Below are 17232 nucleotides of genomic sequence, written 5' to 3' on the forward strand. Positions count from 1 at the left end.
ACCCTCCCCCTTGCGGGGAAAGCAGCGAGATAGGACTTAGCCTTGGCTAAGTCCGTGATCGAGCCGGGAGGGGGTATACGTCCGCACGCTCGGCGTTTGGGACTCACCCCCACCCTACCCTCCCCGCAAGGGGGAGGGTGACATCCAGTACGAGGCGCCCTCGCGCCACATCCCCCTCACGCCAAGCGCTCCAGCAGGGCTGGTTCGATTTCGAATTCCATGTGCTGCCCTCCGACAAAACGCTCGATTTCGGCGATGACCAGTTCTCCCAGCCGCAGTCTTTCGGTGCCGGCGGCGCCGGCGATATGCGGGGTCAGGAAGACATTGGGCAGACTATAGAGCGGCGAACTGGCTTCGGGTATCTCCGGGTCGGTGACGTCGATCACCGCGTGAATGCGGCCGGTCTGCAATTCGGCGATCAGCGCCGCTTCATCGACCAGCGAGCCGCGCGCCGTATTGATAAACCCAGCCCCGTCCTGCATCAGCTTGAGCTGTTTGGCTCCGATCATGCCCTGCGTAGACGGCAGCGCCGGCGCGTGGACCGACACCACATCCGAGCGGGCCATCAGCGTATCGAGGTCGACCAGTTCGGCCCGCGCCAGCAGCGGATCATCTGCCGCCATGAACGGGTCATTGATCAGCACGGTGACGTCGAGCCCCTGCAGCATGCGCGCCACCCTGCGGCCGATGCGCGACGCGCCGACCAGCCCGATGGTGCGGTGATAATTGCCGATGCGCTCATCCATCAGCGCATAGGTGGTGCGCCGCGCCGGATCGGCGCGATAGCGGTCGCGTAGTTCGAACACTCGTTTATTGGCGAAGATGATCGCCGCCAGGGTGAATTCGGCGACCGGCACCGCATTGGCGTCGGCGGCATGGGTCACCCTGATCCCGGCCTCATAGACCGCCGGGTCGACGGTGAATTTTACCGTGCCCGCCGCATGGGCAACCAGCTTGAGGTTGTTGGCGTTGGCGATCACCTCGGGCGTCAGCATCGGGCAGCCCCAGCCGGTCACCAGAATGTCGATTTCGCCCAGCACGGCGCGGGCTTCGGCGCTGGAAAATTCTTCCAGCGGCGTGGCCCGCACGATATCGCAACTCCGCGCCAGCCGGGCCAGCGCCGCCGCGTCAAACACATGTCGGGTCTTGTCCGCCGCCATGGCGAAGGCGAGTTTTGGTCGCATCAATCGCGCTCCGGCACCAGAATGGCGCTGACATCAATGCCCTCGCGGGCAAACATGGCTTCCAGCGCCACCATGTCCGGTGCATGGGGCACTTGCCCTAGCGCCGCCTCGGCCTCGGCACCGGCCGGCAGCGCCATCGCCGCCGTCACCAGCAGCGTCTCCCCAGGTGGGATTGCCCCGCGCAATTGCGGCACGATGGATTTGGAGGTGATGAGATTGGTATTGGGCAGCGCCCGATGCGCCCGCCCGGCCCGCTGCCCGACCAGATCGACAATGGCGCTGACATCGGTTGCGCTCTTGGCGATGGCCCGGCCGGCTTCGTCGATATAGCTGTCGGCGTTGAGGTCCGCCCGGCCGATGGCGAAGCCGCCTTCGGTGGCATGCAGCGCGCGCGGCGTGGTGATGCGGTGAACGCGGATATGCCAGAGATTGGCCGGGATCAGCCAGGTTTCGACGGTGACGTCGCTCCACGGCTTCCAGCGCCCGAACAGCGTATTCTCGGCGATCTGGGCGACTTCATTGCCCTCGCGGACGCGGTAGTGAATGCCGTCGTCGGAAAAGGCCAGCGCCCCGTCAAAGGCGCCATTATCGTAATCGCGGTCATCGGACTCGACAGAAAAGCCGTAGCGCGAGGAATAGACGAATTTGCAGTATTTCTCCGCCCCCTGCCGCATATGCCAGGTGCCGCGCCCGAACCGCACCTGCTGGCCGCTTGACAGCGCCACCACATTGCCCGGGGTATGCATCATCACCATGCCCGGATGCTTGAGCGGCACCGGCTTCTTGCTGACTTCGGCCGGCGTCTCTTCGGCCGCCCAGAAGGGGTGGTCGTCCGGCAGCGCCAGTGGCAGGAAGGCTTTCAGCGCCCAATAGGGCGAGCCGGCCGAGTTATAGCTCTCCGACATGAACAGGTTGGGATAACCGAAGCCGATCGACAGCACGCCATCGCGATCGGCGATCGGCTTGTCGGCCCACCAGCGCAGATGGCGCATATACTGGCCCTTGATCTCGCCCCAAGGCAGCACATCGAGATCGGCAAAGGCCAGTGCGCCCCAGATGCCGCCGCAGGCAAAACGATAGGTCAGGCTCCGCCCGAAGGCCAGCGCACCGCCATCTTCGTCAAACCAGTGGCGGATATCCTTGGCGAACAGTTTGGCCCGCTCCTTGTAGGCCGCGACGCGCTTCTCATCGCCCTTGGCCAGCTTGGCGTAGATCAACCCATAAAAATGCATGGCGAAGGGAATGTAGTGGTCGACGCGCCGCACATTGCCGTCGCGATACCAGCCATCGCCGAGATAGAAGCCATCCAGCTCCTCGAGATATTTCTCGGTCAGCGAACGGTCGAAATCGACGCCGCACTCCTCCAGCCCCAGATCGACCAGGATGCGGAAGAACTTCCAGTTATTGTCGGCATAATCGAACTGGCGCGCATGCTTGAGATAAGCGGCCAGATTGTCCTTGGCCTGTTGCGGCAGCGGCTCCCACACCAGATGCGGCAGCAGCCGCAGGGTGAAGCCGATGGCCGCCAGTTCGACCATGCGCTGATCGGTGGCATTCACCGTGCCCCAATATTCCGGATGCTCGGGATCGGTGCCATTGGCGAGACCTTGCCGATAGAGTTCCCAATGGTCGAATTTTCCGCCGCCGGCCGCCAGCGGGGTCAGCCCCCAGAGCGGGCGGGCAAAGCCTTCAAGGTCGGCCGCCGCGCGGTCGAAATGCGCCCCGGCGCCGTCGAGCCGCACGCGCGCTGCGCCTTCCGAAAAGAAGGGCAGCAGCGGGTTGAACAAATCGTGCAACGCCTTTTCGACATCGGCGCGGGTCTTGAGCGGATTGCCATGCAACGGATTAGCGCTCACCGGATCATAAGTCATTCAGGCGATATCCTCGTTTTCACGCGTCATCTGTGGGGCGACGGCGGGCGCGGCATAGGCGCCCTTCAGGTCAAGCTTTTCAGCAAAATGGCAGGCCGCCTGCTGGGCAGTGCCGTTGATCGGGCGCAGTTCCGGCCGCTCGCTGCGGCAGCGGTCCTCGGCATATTTGCAGCGGGTGTGGAATGGGCAGCCGACCGGGCGATTGCCCAGATAGGGGATTTCGCCCCGGACTTCCTTTTTGCGGCCCTTGCGCCGCAGCGGATCGGCGATCGGCAGGGCTTCGAGCAGCAGCTCGGTGTAGGGGTGACGCGGGCGTTCAAACAGCATCTCGGTGGGCGCGTTTTCCACCACATGGCCGAGATACATCACCACCACCCGGTCGGCGATGTAGTTCACCACGCCCAGATCATGGCTGATGAAAATATAGGTCAGGCCGAATTCGGCCTTGAGGTCTTCCAGCAGGTTAAGTACCTGCGCCTGAATCGACACGTCGAGCGCCGACACCGCCTCGTCGGCGATCACCAGCTTGGGGTCGAGCACCAGCGCCCGGGCGATGCCGATGCGCTGCCGCTGCCCGCCGGAAAACGCGTGTGGATAGCGCCCCACCGCCTCGGCGGGGATGCCCACCTTTTCCAGCGTCGACAGCACCAGCTCCTCCAGCGCCTTGCCCTTGCAGATCTTGTGGATGCGCAGCGGCTCGGCGACGATATCGAACACCCGCATATTGGGATTGAGCGAGCTCATCGGGTCCTGGAAGATCATGCGGATATCCTGCCGCCAGGGTTTTAGCTCCCGCTTTTTGAGCGCGGTCAGTTCCACGTCCCCGCCGGATTTGGGGTGATAGACCACCCGCCCGCCATCGGAGGATTGCGCCTGAATGATGCAGCGGCCCAGCGTGGTCTTGCCGCAGCCGCTTTCGCCGACAATGGCGAGGGTTTCTCCGGCTTCCACCGTCAGATTGATATCGGTCAGCGCATCGAGCCGGCGTTCGGGGCCGAACCAGCCGCCGCTGAGCACGTAATGCTTGGAGAGGTTTTCGACGGTCAGCAACGGGCTCATGCCACCGCCTCCGCATTTTGCCGCGTCAGCAAATGGCAGCGCGCGTGGTGGCCTGTCCCGATTTCGGTGCGTTCTGGTCGGACAGTGGCGCAGGGCTCGAAGGCATAGGGGCAGCGACTGGTGAAGGCGCAGCCAGTCGGCCGATCCTTGGGCGCGGGCACCGTGCCGTGGATCGGCGACAGCCGCACCCGCTCGGCCTTGCGCGCCATTTTGGGAATCGAGGCCAGCAGCGCCTGGGTATAGGGATGTTTGGGGGCAGCGAAGACGTCGAACACGCTCCCCTGCTCCACCACATCGCCCAGATACATCACCGCCACTTCGTCGGCGATTTCGGCCACCACACCGAGATCATGGGTGATGAACAGCATCGCCATGCCGAAATTCGCCTGCAATTGGGCCAAGAGGTCGAGAATTTGTGCCTGCGTGGTCACGTCCAGCGCCGTGGTCGGCTCGTCGGCAATCAGCACTTTTGGCGTGCAGGCCAGCGCCATGGCGATCATGGCGCGCTGCCGCAGCCCGCCCGAGAGCTGAAACGGATAGGCATCGGCCCGCTCGCGGGCGCCGGGAATGCCCACCTGTTCGAGTAGCGCCACGGTGCGTTCGCGCGCCTCCTTGGGCTTGAGCCCTTCATGGATCACCATCATCTCGTCGATCTGGTCGCCAATGGTGTGCACCGGCGATAGCGAGCTCATCGGCTCCTGAAAGATCATCGCGATCTGATTGCCCCGAATGGCCCGCAGCGGCAGGCTGTCCTGCTTGAGCTGGACGATATCGGTGGGCTTGGCATCAGCCGGCGCGTAAACGATGGAGCCGCGCTGGATATTGGCATTCTTGTCGAGCAGCCGCAGCACGGCGCGGGCGGTAACGGATTTCCCGCAGCCGCTTTCGCCCACCAGCGCCAGCGTCTTGCCCGGCGTCAGCGTCAGATCGACCTGCCGCACCGCCTCGATATCGGGCTCGTCGGGCGAGGTGAAGACGATGGACATATCAGCGATGGTGAGGATGGGACTAGCGGCCATGGGGATCAGCGGCATCACGGAGGCCGTCTCCAAAAAAGTTCATGGACAGGATGATGATGACCACACAGATGCCGGGGGTCAGCAGCCAGGGTGCGGTGGCCAGGGTGCGGATATTCTGCGCGTCCTGCAGCAGCGTGCCCCAGCTGACGATGGGGGCCTGTAGCCCGAGGCCGAGGAAGCTCAGCGCCGTTTCCGCCAGGATCATGCCGGGAATGGCCAGAGTCGCCGCCGCGATGATGTGGCTCATGAAGCTGGGCACCATATGCCTTGTGATTATGCGCCAGTCGCTGGCGCCATCAAGCTGCGCCGCGGTGACGAAATCCTCGGTGCGCAGGCTCAGGAAGCGCCCGCGCACCACGCGCGCCAACTCGGTCCAGCCGATCAGGCTGAGAATGATGGTGATGGCGAAATAGGTTTGCAGCGCACTCCAGTCCTTGGGTAGGGCCGCCGCCAGCCCCAGCCACAGCGGGATCGTCGGCATCGAGCGGATGAACTCCACCACCCGCATCACCGCGCTGTCGAACCAGCCGCCGTAATAGCCGGCAAAGCCGCCGATGATGATGCCGAAGAACAGGCTGAGCGTGACGCCGGCGAGACCAATGGACAGCGAAATGCGGGTGCCATGGATCAGACGGCTCAGCAGATCGCGGCCCAGCCGGTCGGCGCCCAGCACATAGAAGGGCGTTTTCGGGTCGGCGACGCCGATGAGTTTGACCGTCATCGGAATGAGGCCGGCCAGCAGATAGGGCTTGCTCGGGGCAAAGAACTGCACCGGGATTTCGACCTCGGGATCGATGACGAAAATCCGCCGCATCGCCTTGGGGTCGATCTCGGTGGCATAGCCATTCACATGCGGGGCAAACCGCCACGAGCCGTCTTCGGCGGTGGAAATCAGCTGGATGCCCTGTGGCGGCGCATAGGTATAGCGCGCGCTATAGGCACCCGGATCGGTGGGGGCCACAAATTCGGCCAGCAGCGCCACCAGATAAAACGCGATCACGATCCACAGGCTCACCAGCGCCAGCCGGTGCCGTTTGAAGCGCCGCCACATCAGCCCGAGCTGGCTTTCGCGCTTGGCGCGAATGACCGGGGTCGGCAGCACGTTATCCGTCATGGTTTTGATAGCCATTGGTCTATTTGCTCCCGTAGCGAATGCGGGGATCGATCCAGGCGAGCAGCAGATCGCTGATCAGCGTGCCGATCACCGTCAGCATGCCCAGCAGCATGATGATGGCGCCGGCGAGGAACATGTCCTGGCTGGTCAGCGAGCGCAGCAGCAGCGGCCCGGTGGTCGGCAGATTGAGCACCACCGACACCAGCACCGAACTCGACACCAGTGCCGGCAGCAGCCAGCCAATGGTCGAGATCAGCGGATTGAGCGCCACCCGCACCGGATATTTCAGGATGGTGCGGAACTCGCTCAGGCCCTTGGCCCGCGCCGTGGTCACATAGGGCTTTTTCAGCTCATCGAGCAGATTGGCGCGCAGGATGCGGATCAGCTCGGCGGTGCCGGCCAGCGACAGCACCAGGATCGGCGCCCAGGCATGGCTGAGGAAATCCCAGACCCGGGCCGGGCTCCAGCGCGCCGTCTCAAATTCGGGGGAGAACAGCCCGCCAATGGTTTGGCCGAACCAGGTGAAGCTGAGATACATCAGGATCAGCGCGAAGAAGAAATTGGGAATGGCGAGGCCGAGAAAGCCACCAATGGTGGCGAGATAATCGCCGAGGGAATATTTGCGCACGGCGGCATAGATGCCGATCGGCAGGGCGACCAGCCACATCACGATGACGGCCAGCCCTTCGAGCAGGATGGAATTGCCCAGCCGGCCCCAGATCAGCGTCGTCACCGGCGCTTTCCATTCAAAGCTCTGCCCGAAATCGCCGCGCAGCAGAATGCCGCTGATCCATTTCCAATATTGGATGATGTACGGCTCGCCGAAGCCGTATTGCTGGCGCAGCGCCTCGATCTGGGCCGGATCGACCTGATCGCCATTGGCCGCCAGCATCGCCATATAGGTGGTCAGATAATCGCCCGGCGGCAGCTGGATGATGGCGAAAGCCACAAAGCTCACCGCCCACATCGTCAGCACCATCGCGATCATCCGGCTGGTAATGAAACGCAGCATCGGCGTCTCCTGTTCGTCAGAACTTGGTGAGCATGGGGGCGCCCCAAGCATCGGGGCTCGCCGTCACCCCCTCCTAGCCTCCCCCGTCAAGGGGGAGGTACAGATCGGTGGGCGATATTCCCCTCGCGGCGCGGGGAGCGCCGCGAGGGGCGGGAGGCCGTTACTCAGCGGCGAAGTACCACTGGAACGGATCGTAGGGGCCGGGGGTGGGGAACAGATAGGCGTGCAGCATCGGTTCAGCGATGTTCCGCATATTGTTCTTGGCGATGTAATAGCCATTGCCGGGCAGGCTGATGCCGATCACCGGGAAGTTCTCCTTGGCCAGGGCCAGGATTTCCTTCATCAGCGTATCGCGCTTGGCCGGGTCACCCTCGCCACGCAGCAGCTTCATCTTGTCCATCTGCTGCTTGGCCCAATCGGCGGGCTCTTCGGCGATTTCCGGACGCGAGCCGTTAAACCACTGGGCCCAGCGATAGGCCCAGACGGATTCGTCACCCGAAGCCATGTAGTAGCGTGGCTCCTGCACCACATCGAGGCCGCCGTCGCCCTGCCAGATCTGGGCGTCATAGTCGCCGAGCGGGCGCTTGTCGTAATAGAGGGTGCGGTCGATATTGTTCAGCTCGATATCGATGCCACCGGCTTCGATCTGCAGCTGGATCAGCTCCATCATGTCGGTCCATTCGGTGCGGAAGGCAGCGATGGTGTCGATGGTGACGACCAGCGGCGAACCGTCCGGCATGGTGTAGAAGCCATCGGCATTCTTGGGGCCAAGGCCGGCGGCCTGGAACGCGGCATCGGCCGCTTCGAGGTCCAGCTCGGTATATTGCTTGGCCATTTCCTCGTCATAGAACGGCGATTCAGGGCGCGGCGCGGCCTGGAAGGGTTCGCCCTGCCCGGTAAACACCACATCGATGATTTCCTGCCGGTCGATCAGATGGCTGACGCCGATGCGGAAGTCCTTGTTGCCGAACACGGCGCGGCGCGCCGGATCGACGTGGTTCATGTTGAACTGCAGCGTCATGGTATTCATGCTCGCCGGGATGTTGGCGCCGAGCCGATAGTCACCGGTTTCCTGTCCGTCGAAGAACAGCGGCTGGTTGGCCACGGTGGCGATATGACGATCCTGGAAGTCGATTTCGCCATTCAGCGCCATCAGCGTCAGCTCTTCCAGCGAGTCCGAGACGCGCATATCGAGCCGGTCGATATAGGGCAGCTGATTGCCGGCGGTGTCGACCTTCCAGTAATAGGGATTGCGCACGAAGGTGGTGCGGCTCGCGTCGCCGGTCAGCGGCACGTCGATCATCCACGCATTCATGAAGGGCAGCTCGGGATTGGCAAAGCGGATGGTTTCCGTCGCCCATGAGCAGCGATTGCCAATCCACAACTCCCACGTCTCGAAGCCGGCGGCCTTGGCCTGCGCGACAGCGTCCGGGTTGTATTTGGGGTGGAATTGGCCGCAATAGTCCTTGCTCAGCGACACCACGGTCAGTCCGTTGATGCTGGCCAGCTCGTCCATGATCACGCCATTGGGATCACGGAAGACGAATTTGAACGTGGTCTGATCGACCACTTCGACGCTGACAGGGTTTTTCGGATCCTTGATGAAGCCGCCCACGCCGTAGCTGGGCTCGCTGAAGAGTTCGACCGCGAAGGCGATGTCGGCACTGGTGAACGGGGTGCCGTTATTCCACTTCAGCCCCTCGCGCAGCTTGAAGGTATAGACGCGGGAGTCTTCACTGACTTCCCAGCTCTCTGCCAGATTGGGGATGATCTGCTTCCATTTGCGATCGTAGCGCACCAGGCCGTCATAGGCCACGGTGCGGCCGATCCAGGCATTGTCGAGGCCGCCGCGCAACGCCGAGCGCCAGGTGCCACCATAGACGCCGACACTTTCCACCGGATCGATGACCAGCGGATTGGTCGGCAGGCGCTCGGCGACCGGCGGCAGTTCGCCACTGGCCACAGCCGCATCAAGCATCGGCGATTGCTGCTGGGCGATGGCGGCACTGCCCAGCATCAATACGGCGGTGAGCGCGCCGCTAACGACACGGCCGGCATGCACGCCCGACCTGCGTAAAGTTCTGTTCATGGATGTTCCTCCCTTGCGGCCGTCTGCTTCCGGCCCGGCGCCTCGTGACGCAGACGCAAGTTAGGTCAGGTTTTGCGCAATCGCAAGTATTTTGCGTAAATCACGCAAATAACGCAAATTTGCTCATTTTGCATTGTCGGGCCAATGGCCTATGGCGGGGAAAGGCGCTCTTTCACCGGGTCGAGGCGCGCCGTCCGCTAACATTTTTGCGGTGAATACGGTGGCTTCTCGCCCCGCTCAGACGGTAAAGACCGTCTCGCCTTCGACCATGCTGACGCCGATTTCGAGCTGCTGCACGGCGCGTTCGCCATCCATATGCTCGGCCAGCAACCGCACCGCGCCGCGCCCGATCGCCTCACGCTCGACCCGCACCGTGCTCAGCCGTGGCGTCGCCATTCCAGCCAGCGGCAAATCATCGAAGCCGATGATGGAAAAGTTCGGCGGCAAGGGGCTTTGCGGATCATAAATGCCTTCCAGCATCTCCACCGCCGCGATGTCGTTCCAGATGAAAGCCGCGGTGATATCGTGCCGCAGGGCCAGCATATCGGCCAGCAATTCCCCGGTATGGCGCTCATCGGTATTGACGATGGTGCCGACCGCCCCCGGCGTCATGGCGATGGCCTGTTCGAAGCCGCGCTGGCGCTGGCGAATGGTCGGCCGGTAGCGGTGGGTATAATGCAAAATCTTGCGGTGCCCGGCGTCCAGCAGCCGCTGCGTCGCCATGAAGGCGCCGTAGTAATTGGCTGGCGACACCGAGCTCACCCGCATTTTCGGGTCGCTGCCATTGACCAGCACCACCGGCGTTCCGGCTTCCGCCGACCACGCCGCCAGCTCGTCCCAGGCGTCGATCCCGGCCAGCAGCAAGCCACCGGCATCGGCCTGCTCGATCTGCTTCTGGATCAGTTCCAGCGTTACCGCCGCTTCATTGACCAGCCGCAGATCCAGCGTCATTCCGGCTTCGGCCGCCTGGGTCCGCATGCCCTCGACAATGCCGAAGTAAAACCCCGACAGCCCACTGGTCGCGCCCCCGAGCGGAACCAGCGCCACGGCGCGCTTATCGCCGCCCGCCGGCAGCGTATTGTGTTTGGATTTGTAGCCCAGCGTCCGCGCCATGCGCTGCACATCGCGCCGCACCGCATCGCTGATGCCGATCTCATTGGCCAAAGCGCGCGACACGGTGCTCACCGAAACGCCAAGGCGCTCCGCGATATCGGTCTGGTTCGCGCGTCTCTGTTTGGCCACGGCAGCTCCTTGCTTCTCCTTTACGCAATATTTGCGTTTTTTGAGCAGCGCAAGCCCCGCGTGAAATTATCCCCCTCGCCCCTTCCCCCGCCAAGGCGTCCAAGGGGCTGGCGCATTGCCGGCCACCGGCTGCGGCCCAGCCAGTGCAAAACCCAATGTGATCAGCCTCTTACCTGTGGCTGAACCGTTCGGTGACATTGACCTTTTTGCCCCTCCGGCCGATAACCGGTCAAGCCACACGTTTGGAGAACAAAGGCAATGGAAGACAAAAACACTATAATTCCGACCAGGAGAGAATTTCTTTCCATGATCGGCGCAGTTGGTGGCGCAGCAGTAATGTATCAGGCGATGGGCGCTATGGGTCTGGCCCAGGCCTCGCCATATGAAGGCGCGATCAAGCTTGGTCAGGCGCCCGCTGGTGCCAAGGTGCTGGTTCTCGGCGCCGGCATTGCCGGCATGGTTGCGGCAATGGAATTGCGCGACGCCGGCTATGAAGTCGAAATTCTTGAATTCCGCGACGTTGCGGGCGGCCGTTGCTGGACCCTGCGGGCCGGCGACACCTTCGAGGAACTGGGTGGCGAAACCCAGACCGTCGATTTTGCCGAAGGCAATTATTTCAATCCCGGCCCATGGCGCGTGCCCTACAACCACTACGGCATCATGGACTACTGCCGCCGCCTCGGCGTCGAGCTGGAGCCGCTGATCCAGATCAACAACTTCTCCTATGTGCACTCCAGCAAAGCCCTCGACGGCAAGCCGGTGCGCTACCGCGAAATCAACACCGATTTCCGCGGCCACATCTCCGATCTGCTGTCGAAGGTCACCAATCAGGGTGCACTGGACGAAGTGCTGTCGGACACCGACAAGACCCAGTTGCTCGCCGCACTGCGCACCTTCGGCGCGCTCAACAGCGACAACGAATACGTCTCGGGCAACACGGCCAGCGCGCGTCGCGGCTATGAGCGTGCACCGGGCGGCGGCGTCGATGGCGCACCAATCGCCAACGACATCATGGATCTGACCACGCTGCTGGATTCGGGTCTGTGGAGCCGTCTGGCCACCAGCGAAGGCCTCAATGGCTCGATGCCGATTTTCCAGCCCAAGGGCGGCATGGACATGATCGCGCGCGCAATGGCTGAAAACCTTGGCGACCTGGTCAGCTACAACAAGAAGATCACCGCCATTCGTCAGGACGAAACCGGCGTCACCGTCACCTATGAAGACCGCGCCAATGGCGGGGCCGAGGCGACTTCGACGGCGGATTACTGCGTTTGCACCATCCCCTTCTCGGTGCTCAGCCAGATCGACCACGACTTCTCCGGTCCGCTCTCGGACGTCATCAACACGATGTCCTACGCGACCGCCATCAAGGTCGGCCTCGAGTTCAATCGCCGGTTCTGGGAAGAAGACGAGCATATCTACGGCGGCTCGACCTATACCGACCTGCCGATCTCGCAGATTTCTTACCCGTCCAACGACTACCTCTCCAGCAAGCCCGGCGTTCTGCTCGGGGCCTATTCCTGGGGCGCAACGGCCTATCAGTTCTCGTCGATGACGCCGGCTGATCGTATCCAGCACACCCTCGAATATGGCAGCCAGATTCATCCGCAGATGCAGGAAGAGTTCAAGGCTGGTGTGGCTGTCGCCTGGCACCGCGTGCCGTGGACGCTGGGTTGCAACGGCACCTGGCAGGACAAGGAAGCCCAGTATCAGGACGGCGTGTCCATGGACCGCCGCATCGTCTGCGCCGGCGAGCACCTGTCCTATCTGCCGGCTTGGATGGAAGGTGCCGTGCTCTCGTCGCTCGACGCGATCACCCGCCTGCACGCCGAAGCCACCACCGCAGCAGGAGCATAATCGATGAACTTCACTAAAATCGCCGCCGCTGCCGCTTTGGTCAGCATGCTGGCAACCGGCGCCGCCCTGGCGCAGGACGCCGCCGCCGATGACAGCAAGGCCTGGTTCGGCAGCTCGTCGGTGCTGACCCAGCAGACGGGCAAGGGGCTTTACGAAGCCGTTTGCGCCAGCTGCCACATGTCCAAGGGTGAAGGCGCTGTCGGCGCCGGGGCCTATCCGGCACTGGCCGATAACGAGACGCTCGAATTCGCTGACTACCCGATCTACATGATCGTCAAGGGGCAGAAGGCCATGCCACCGCTGGGCGGGATCATGAATGACGAGCAGATCGCCGCCGTGGTGAACTATATCCGCACCAACTTCGGCAACAACTACGCCGACGAGCCGGCTACGGCCGAAATGGTCGCAGCTGCGCGTTAAGCCAAATTGCCCGGCGTGGTTTCGACCACGCCGGGTGTTTTTTAGGGCTTTAGCCCCGCCGGCACCGGCGACGATTCATGCAATAGGGTAATTTCTATCCGCTCATTGGCCGCCATATAGGGATCATTGGGAAAGAACGGTTCCGCCGTCGAGCGACCGACCACCGAATTGATCCGGTCGTCCTTGAGCCCGAATTCACCCAAAATCTGCCGCACGATATTGGCGCGGTCGGCCGACAGCTCCCACGAGCCGTAGCGCGGATTGGCATAGACCCCGCCCGCCGCCGTATGGCCCGAAATGCGCACCTGATTGGACAGCTTCTGCAGGATCGGGGCGATCGCGGCGATCGCCTGCCGCGTCGGTTCATTGGGATATTTCGATCCCTCTGGAAACATCGGGCTGCCTTCCTGATCGATGATCCGGATATTGAGGCCCTCTTCGGTCTCCTCGATCAGCAGATTATCCGACATTTCGGTGATGTCAGGCATGGCCTGCCAGGCCTGGCGAATGCTGGCCGCCGCACTGTGGAACGCCATATCCTCGGTCGCCTTGAGGTCGGATTGCGAGGCCTTGGCGGTGTCGAATGGATTGCCCGCCGACTGGTCGCGGCCGCTCATCGCGCCCTCGACCGTGCCGAATTCCTGGCCCTTGGGCGTAACCGAGGCATCCACCGTTTCGGCCGGCGTCGAGCCCGCCATCAGCGAATCCGAATCATCAAGCGCCGTGCCGCCCATCAAGCCGCCCGATCCGCTGGTGGTCGGGCTGATATTGGGGGGCGCGAAATAGGAGGCGAGGCCTTCCTTCTGCTCGGGCGTGGTCATGCTGATCAGCCAGAGCAGCAGGAAGAACGCCATCATCGCCGTCACGAAGTCGGCATAGGCGATCTTCCAGGCGCCGCCGTGATGGGGATGCTTGCGCCGCTTGGCGCGCTTGATGATGATCGGCTGGTCGTAATTCGCCATTCTGGCTTTCCTGAACCCGGCTTAGGTGGCTGCCGGCAGATTAGAGGTGGCCTCGTCGATTTCCGCAAAGGTCGGCCGGTCTTCTGACATCAGCGCCTTGCGGGCAAATTCGATGGCCATCACCGGGACCTGGCCCGAGATATGGGCCAGCAGGCCCACCTTGAGCGACAGGAAATACTTGGATTCGGCCTCATAGGTGTTGCGCAGCGACTGCGCGAAGGGCGCGAAAAAGCCATAGGCCACGAACACGCCGAAGAAGGTACCGACCAGTGCGCCACCGATCATGTGGCCGAGCACTTCGGGCGGCTGGGCAATGGCGCCCATGGTGTGGATGATGCCGAGCACGGCGGCGACGATGCCGAGAGCGGGCGTGCCATCGGCGAGCGCCTGAATGGCGCTCACCAGCCGATCCTGCTCCTGATGATGGGTTTCCAACTCCTCATCCATCAACGCTTCCATTTCATGGACGTTGTTGGACCCCAGCGTCACCATGCGCAGATAATCGCAAACGAACTCCACCGCATGATGGTTATTGGCAAAGGTGGGGAAGCGGGCGAACAGCGTCGATTCGCTGGGGTTTTCGATATGCTGCTCGAGCGCCAGAATACCCTTGGACTGCACCAGCTTGTAGAGGCTGAACTGCATGCCCAGCAGTTCGACATAGGCCGCCTTGTTATATTTGGGGCCTTTGAACAGCGTGCCGAACACGCCCAGCGTCTGCTTCAGCACCGCGCCGGTATTGCCGATGATATAGGCGCCCATGGCGGCGCCCAGAATAATGATGAATTCGTAGGGCTGCCACAGCACTGCCAGATGGCCACCCACCCCGATATAGCCGCCAATAACGCAGGCGACGACCATGATGACCCCGATGATAAGACGCATTAGACCTGAAACTCACCTTGAGGACGACAACGTTCCCAGGCGGGCATTATCGGTCGGTTTACCTTAACAGTGGGTTATCCCCGGGGTCTGGTCCTCCCCGGCGCACGCATGGCAGCGATCACCTTGCGGTGTGCGCCTGCCAAAAGTGGTAAGATTGGTGCCGAAAGTTGAATCGAATGCGCCGGCGCGGCGAAATCGCGGCACGCCGGGTGGCAGTTTCGATGAAGAGAAAGACTAGTTCCGCCAGATGCCGCGCTGGCTGCGGGCGTGGATAACCTGGCGCATGAAAACCTCGGCCGGACGATAGTACCAGGCCAGCTCAGCCGGCGTGGTCACCGGCCCCAGCGCGGGATGCACGAAATCCACGGCCAGCGCGGCTCGTGTCGCACATTCCAGATAATAGGCGCCGGCGGTCACCAGAAATATCCCGCCAGCCAAAAGTTCAAGATTGATCAGAGCCCTCTCCTGTCGCTGTTGGCGCTCATATAGTCACAAGCCGATCAGCCGACTAAGCGAAAGGATTTGTTAAGCCTAACCCGTCCAATTGCGTAGAACTGCCTAGGGGGTTTCGGGATCGAGAAACCCGCCCGACTGGCGCTGCCAGAGCTGGGCATAATGCCCGCCTAGCACCAGCAATTCGGCATGCGTCCCCTGCTCGACAATCTGGCCGTGGTCCAGCACCACCAGCCGGTCCATCGCGGCGATGGTGGACAGGCGATGGGCGATGGCGATCACCGTCTTGCCCTGCATCAGCCGTTCCAGCTGGCTTTGAATGGCCGCCTCCACTTCGCTGTCCAGCGCCGACGTAGCCTCATCCAGCACCAGGATCGGCGCATTCTTGAGCAGCACCCGGGCAATCGCCACCCGCTGGCGCTGACCACCGGAGAGCTTGACGCCCCGCTCGCCCACCTGGGCGTCGTAGCCTTTGCGGCCCTTGAAGTCGACGAGGTTGTCGATGAACTCATCGGCCTCGGCCATCTCGGCGGCACTGACCATTTCCGCGTCGCTGGCGTCGGGCCGGCCGAACACGATATTGGCGCGCACAGAACGATGGAGCAGTGCCGTATCCTGCGTCACCACGCCGATATTGGCGCGTAGCGACGCCTGGGTGACTTGGGAGATATCCTGCCCATCAATGGTGATGCGACCGCTTTGCAAATCGTAAAAGCGCAGCAGCAGATTGACCAGGGTGGACTTGCCGGCCCCGGAGCGCCCGATCAGCCCGACCCGCTCGCCCGGCGCGATATCGAGATCGAATTGCTCGATGATCCCACCCGGCCGGCCATAGTGGAAACCGACAGCTTCAAAGTGAATCCGGCCCGCCGTGACATGCAGCGGCACCGCGTTCGGTGCATCGACCAGCCCGAGCGGACGGGCGATCAACTCGGCCGAATTCTGAGCCGTGCCATAATTGCGCATCAGCCCGTTGAGCTGGTTCATCATCCGGCCCAGCAGATTGTAGAGTCGCAGCACCAGCCCGAGGGTAAAGGCCACGCCGCCGACCGAGATCAGCCCCTGGGTCCACAAATGCACACTCAGCGCGCCGATGCCGGCGATGGCCAGGCCCGACAGCATGCCCATGGCCGAACGCACGCCAACCAGCGTGCGCGCCAGTCCGGTCAGCGCGCCGAGAAAATTCTCGAAGCCGCGCCGCACGAAGCGGTCATCGGCCTCGCTGGGGCCGAACAGCTTGAGCGTCTGGATATTGGAAAAGCTGTCCACCACCCGCCCGGTGAGCGCCGACGCCGTTTCCGCCACCACAGTCGAGCGTTGGCGCATGCGCGGCACATAATACCAGGCCAGACCGGAAAAGGCGGCAATCCACAGGGCAACCGCTGCCCCAAGCCGCCAGTCGAGCTGCCCCACCAGCACCAGCGTGGCGATGGCATAGACGGCGATGAACCAGACCACCTGCAGCAGCGCCACCATGAAATCGCCCACGGCGCTGCCGCTCTGCCAGACCTTGCTGGCGATGGCGCCGGAGAAATCATTCTGGAAAAAGCTCAGGCTCTGGCGAATGACATGGGCATAGGCCTGCCAGCGCACCAGATTGTAAAAGCCCAGATTGACCGTCTGCTCTTCCACCGCCGCCGACAGCCAGGTCACGAAAAACCGCACGCCGAGCACGACGAACAGCATGAGCGCCAATTCGGTGCCATTGGCCGCGAGCAGCCCGTTCCAGCCGGCGCCCTGATTGGCCGCGTCGAGCATATCGACCAGCCGCCCGACATAATAAAACAACGCCGCCTCGATCAGCGCCACCGCGCCACCCAGAATCAGCAGCGCCAAAAAGGCCAGCTTGGCCTGGCGAATATAGTGCCAGAAAAAGCGTGGCCCCGAGGCTGGCGGCTCAAGGCTGACGGGCTGGCGGAAGGGGTCGATCCAGGACTCGAAAGCCCGATGCAGAACGCTGAAAACGGTCATCGGAAACCAAAAATGGCGGCAATGGCTATCTGTATAGGGCCATTCGCCCCGGCGCGACCACCCGCCGCGTGCATTCGGCACCCGAACCGTCAGC

The 17232-nt window shown here is 62.7% G+C and carries 14 protein-coding genes; 2 read left to right on the forward strand and 12 right to left on the reverse strand.

The window, feature by feature from the left end; translation table 11 throughout:
* Positions 1 to 176: 176 nt before the first annotated feature.
* The 8 genes from ACX3OZ_RS11295 to ACX3OZ_RS11330 all read right to left on the reverse strand — a co-directional run bounded on the left by ACX3OZ_RS11295 (position 177) and on the right by ACX3OZ_RS11330 (position 10590).
* Positions 177 to 1187: a hydroxyacid dehydrogenase gene (locus tag ACX3OZ_RS11295; protein WP_459104521.1), complete on the reverse strand. Its 1011-nt coding sequence runs from the start codon at positions 1185 to 1187 to the stop codon at positions 177 to 179.
* A complete protein-coding gene (locus ACX3OZ_RS11300) occupies positions 1184 to 3055 on the reverse strand; it encodes a DUF2264 domain-containing protein (protein ID WP_459104522.1) in 1872 nt (623 codons plus the stop codon). Before ACX3OZ_RS11300 ends, ACX3OZ_RS11295 begins: the two co-directional genes overlap by 4 nt.
* Positions 3056 to 4114 carry an ABC transporter ATP-binding protein gene (locus tag ACX3OZ_RS11305; RefSeq protein WP_459104523.1) on the reverse strand — a complete coding sequence of 353 codons (1059 nt, stop codon included), beginning with the start codon at positions 4112 to 4114 and terminating at the stop codon, positions 3056 to 3058.
* On the reverse strand, positions 4111 to 5148 hold the full coding sequence (locus ACX3OZ_RS11310) for an ABC transporter ATP-binding protein (RefSeq protein WP_459104550.1): 1038 nt from the start codon (positions 5146 to 5148) through the stop codon (positions 4111 to 4113). The genes ACX3OZ_RS11305 and ACX3OZ_RS11310 overlap by 4 nt, the downstream gene beginning before the upstream one ends.
* A complete protein-coding gene (locus ACX3OZ_RS11315; protein WP_459104551.1) occupies positions 5123 to 6247 on the reverse strand; it encodes an ABC transporter permease in 1125 nt (374 codons plus the stop codon). The genes ACX3OZ_RS11310 and ACX3OZ_RS11315 overlap by 26 nt, the downstream gene beginning before the upstream one ends.
* Before the next feature lie 19 nt (positions 6248 to 6266).
* Positions 6267 to 7259, reverse strand: a complete 993-nt coding sequence (locus ACX3OZ_RS11320; protein WP_459104524.1) for an ABC transporter permease — start codon at positions 7257 to 7259, stop codon at positions 6267 to 6269.
* Between the two features lie 160 nt (positions 7260 to 7419).
* Positions 7420 to 9348, reverse strand: a complete 1929-nt coding sequence (locus ACX3OZ_RS11325; protein WP_459104525.1) for an ABC transporter substrate-binding protein — start codon at positions 9346 to 9348, stop codon at positions 7420 to 7422.
* A gap of 237 nt (positions 9349 to 9585) precedes the next feature.
* A complete protein-coding gene (locus tag ACX3OZ_RS11330) occupies positions 9586 to 10590 on the reverse strand; it encodes a LacI family DNA-binding transcriptional regulator (protein ID WP_459095858.1) in 1005 nt (334 codons plus the stop codon).
* 306 nt (positions 10591 to 10896) lie between these two features.
* Here ACX3OZ_RS11330 and ACX3OZ_RS11335 point away from each other — a divergent pair, with 306 nt between their 5' ends.
* On the forward strand, positions 10897 to 12447 hold the full coding sequence (locus tag ACX3OZ_RS11335) for a flavin monoamine oxidase family protein (protein ID WP_459095857.1): 1551 nt from the start codon (positions 10897 to 10899) through the stop codon (positions 12445 to 12447).
* A 3-nt stretch (positions 12448 to 12450) separates the two neighbouring features.
* Positions 12451 to 12867 carry a c-type cytochrome gene (locus ACX3OZ_RS11340; protein WP_459104526.1) on the forward strand — a complete coding sequence of 139 codons (417 nt, stop codon included), beginning with the start codon at positions 12451 to 12453 and terminating at the stop codon, positions 12865 to 12867.
* 41 nt (positions 12868 to 12908) lie between these two features.
* Here the strand turns inward: ACX3OZ_RS11340 and ACX3OZ_RS11345 are convergent, their stop codons facing one another.
* The 4 genes from ACX3OZ_RS11345 to ACX3OZ_RS11360 all read right to left on the reverse strand — a co-directional run bounded on the left by ACX3OZ_RS11345 (position 12909) and on the right by ACX3OZ_RS11360 (position 17138).
* Complete coding sequence (locus ACX3OZ_RS11345) at positions 12909 to 13829, reverse strand: flagellar motor protein MotB (protein WP_459095855.1); 921 nt, start codon at positions 13827 to 13829, stop codon at positions 12909 to 12911.
* A gap of 21 nt (positions 13830 to 13850) precedes the next feature.
* Entirely contained in the window at positions 13851 to 14714 is an 864-nt protein-coding gene (motA, locus tag ACX3OZ_RS11350) for a flagellar motor stator protein MotA (RefSeq protein ID WP_459095854.1), read from the reverse strand.
* Positions 14715 to 14948: 234 nt separating this feature from the next.
* Entirely contained in the window at positions 14949 to 15131 is a 183-nt protein-coding gene (locus ACX3OZ_RS11355) for a hypothetical protein (protein ID WP_459095853.1), read from the reverse strand.
* A 141-nt stretch (positions 15132 to 15272) separates the two neighbouring features.
* The gene (locus ACX3OZ_RS11360) at positions 15273 to 17138 is read right to left on the reverse strand and encodes an ABC transporter ATP-binding protein (RefSeq protein WP_459095852.1); all 1866 of its coding nucleotides are present in this window, start codon (positions 17136 to 17138) and stop codon (positions 15273 to 15275) included.
* Positions 17139 to 17232 lie beyond the last annotated feature (94 nt).

The sequence above is a fragment of the Devosia sp. A369 genome (genome assembly GCF_054489345.1).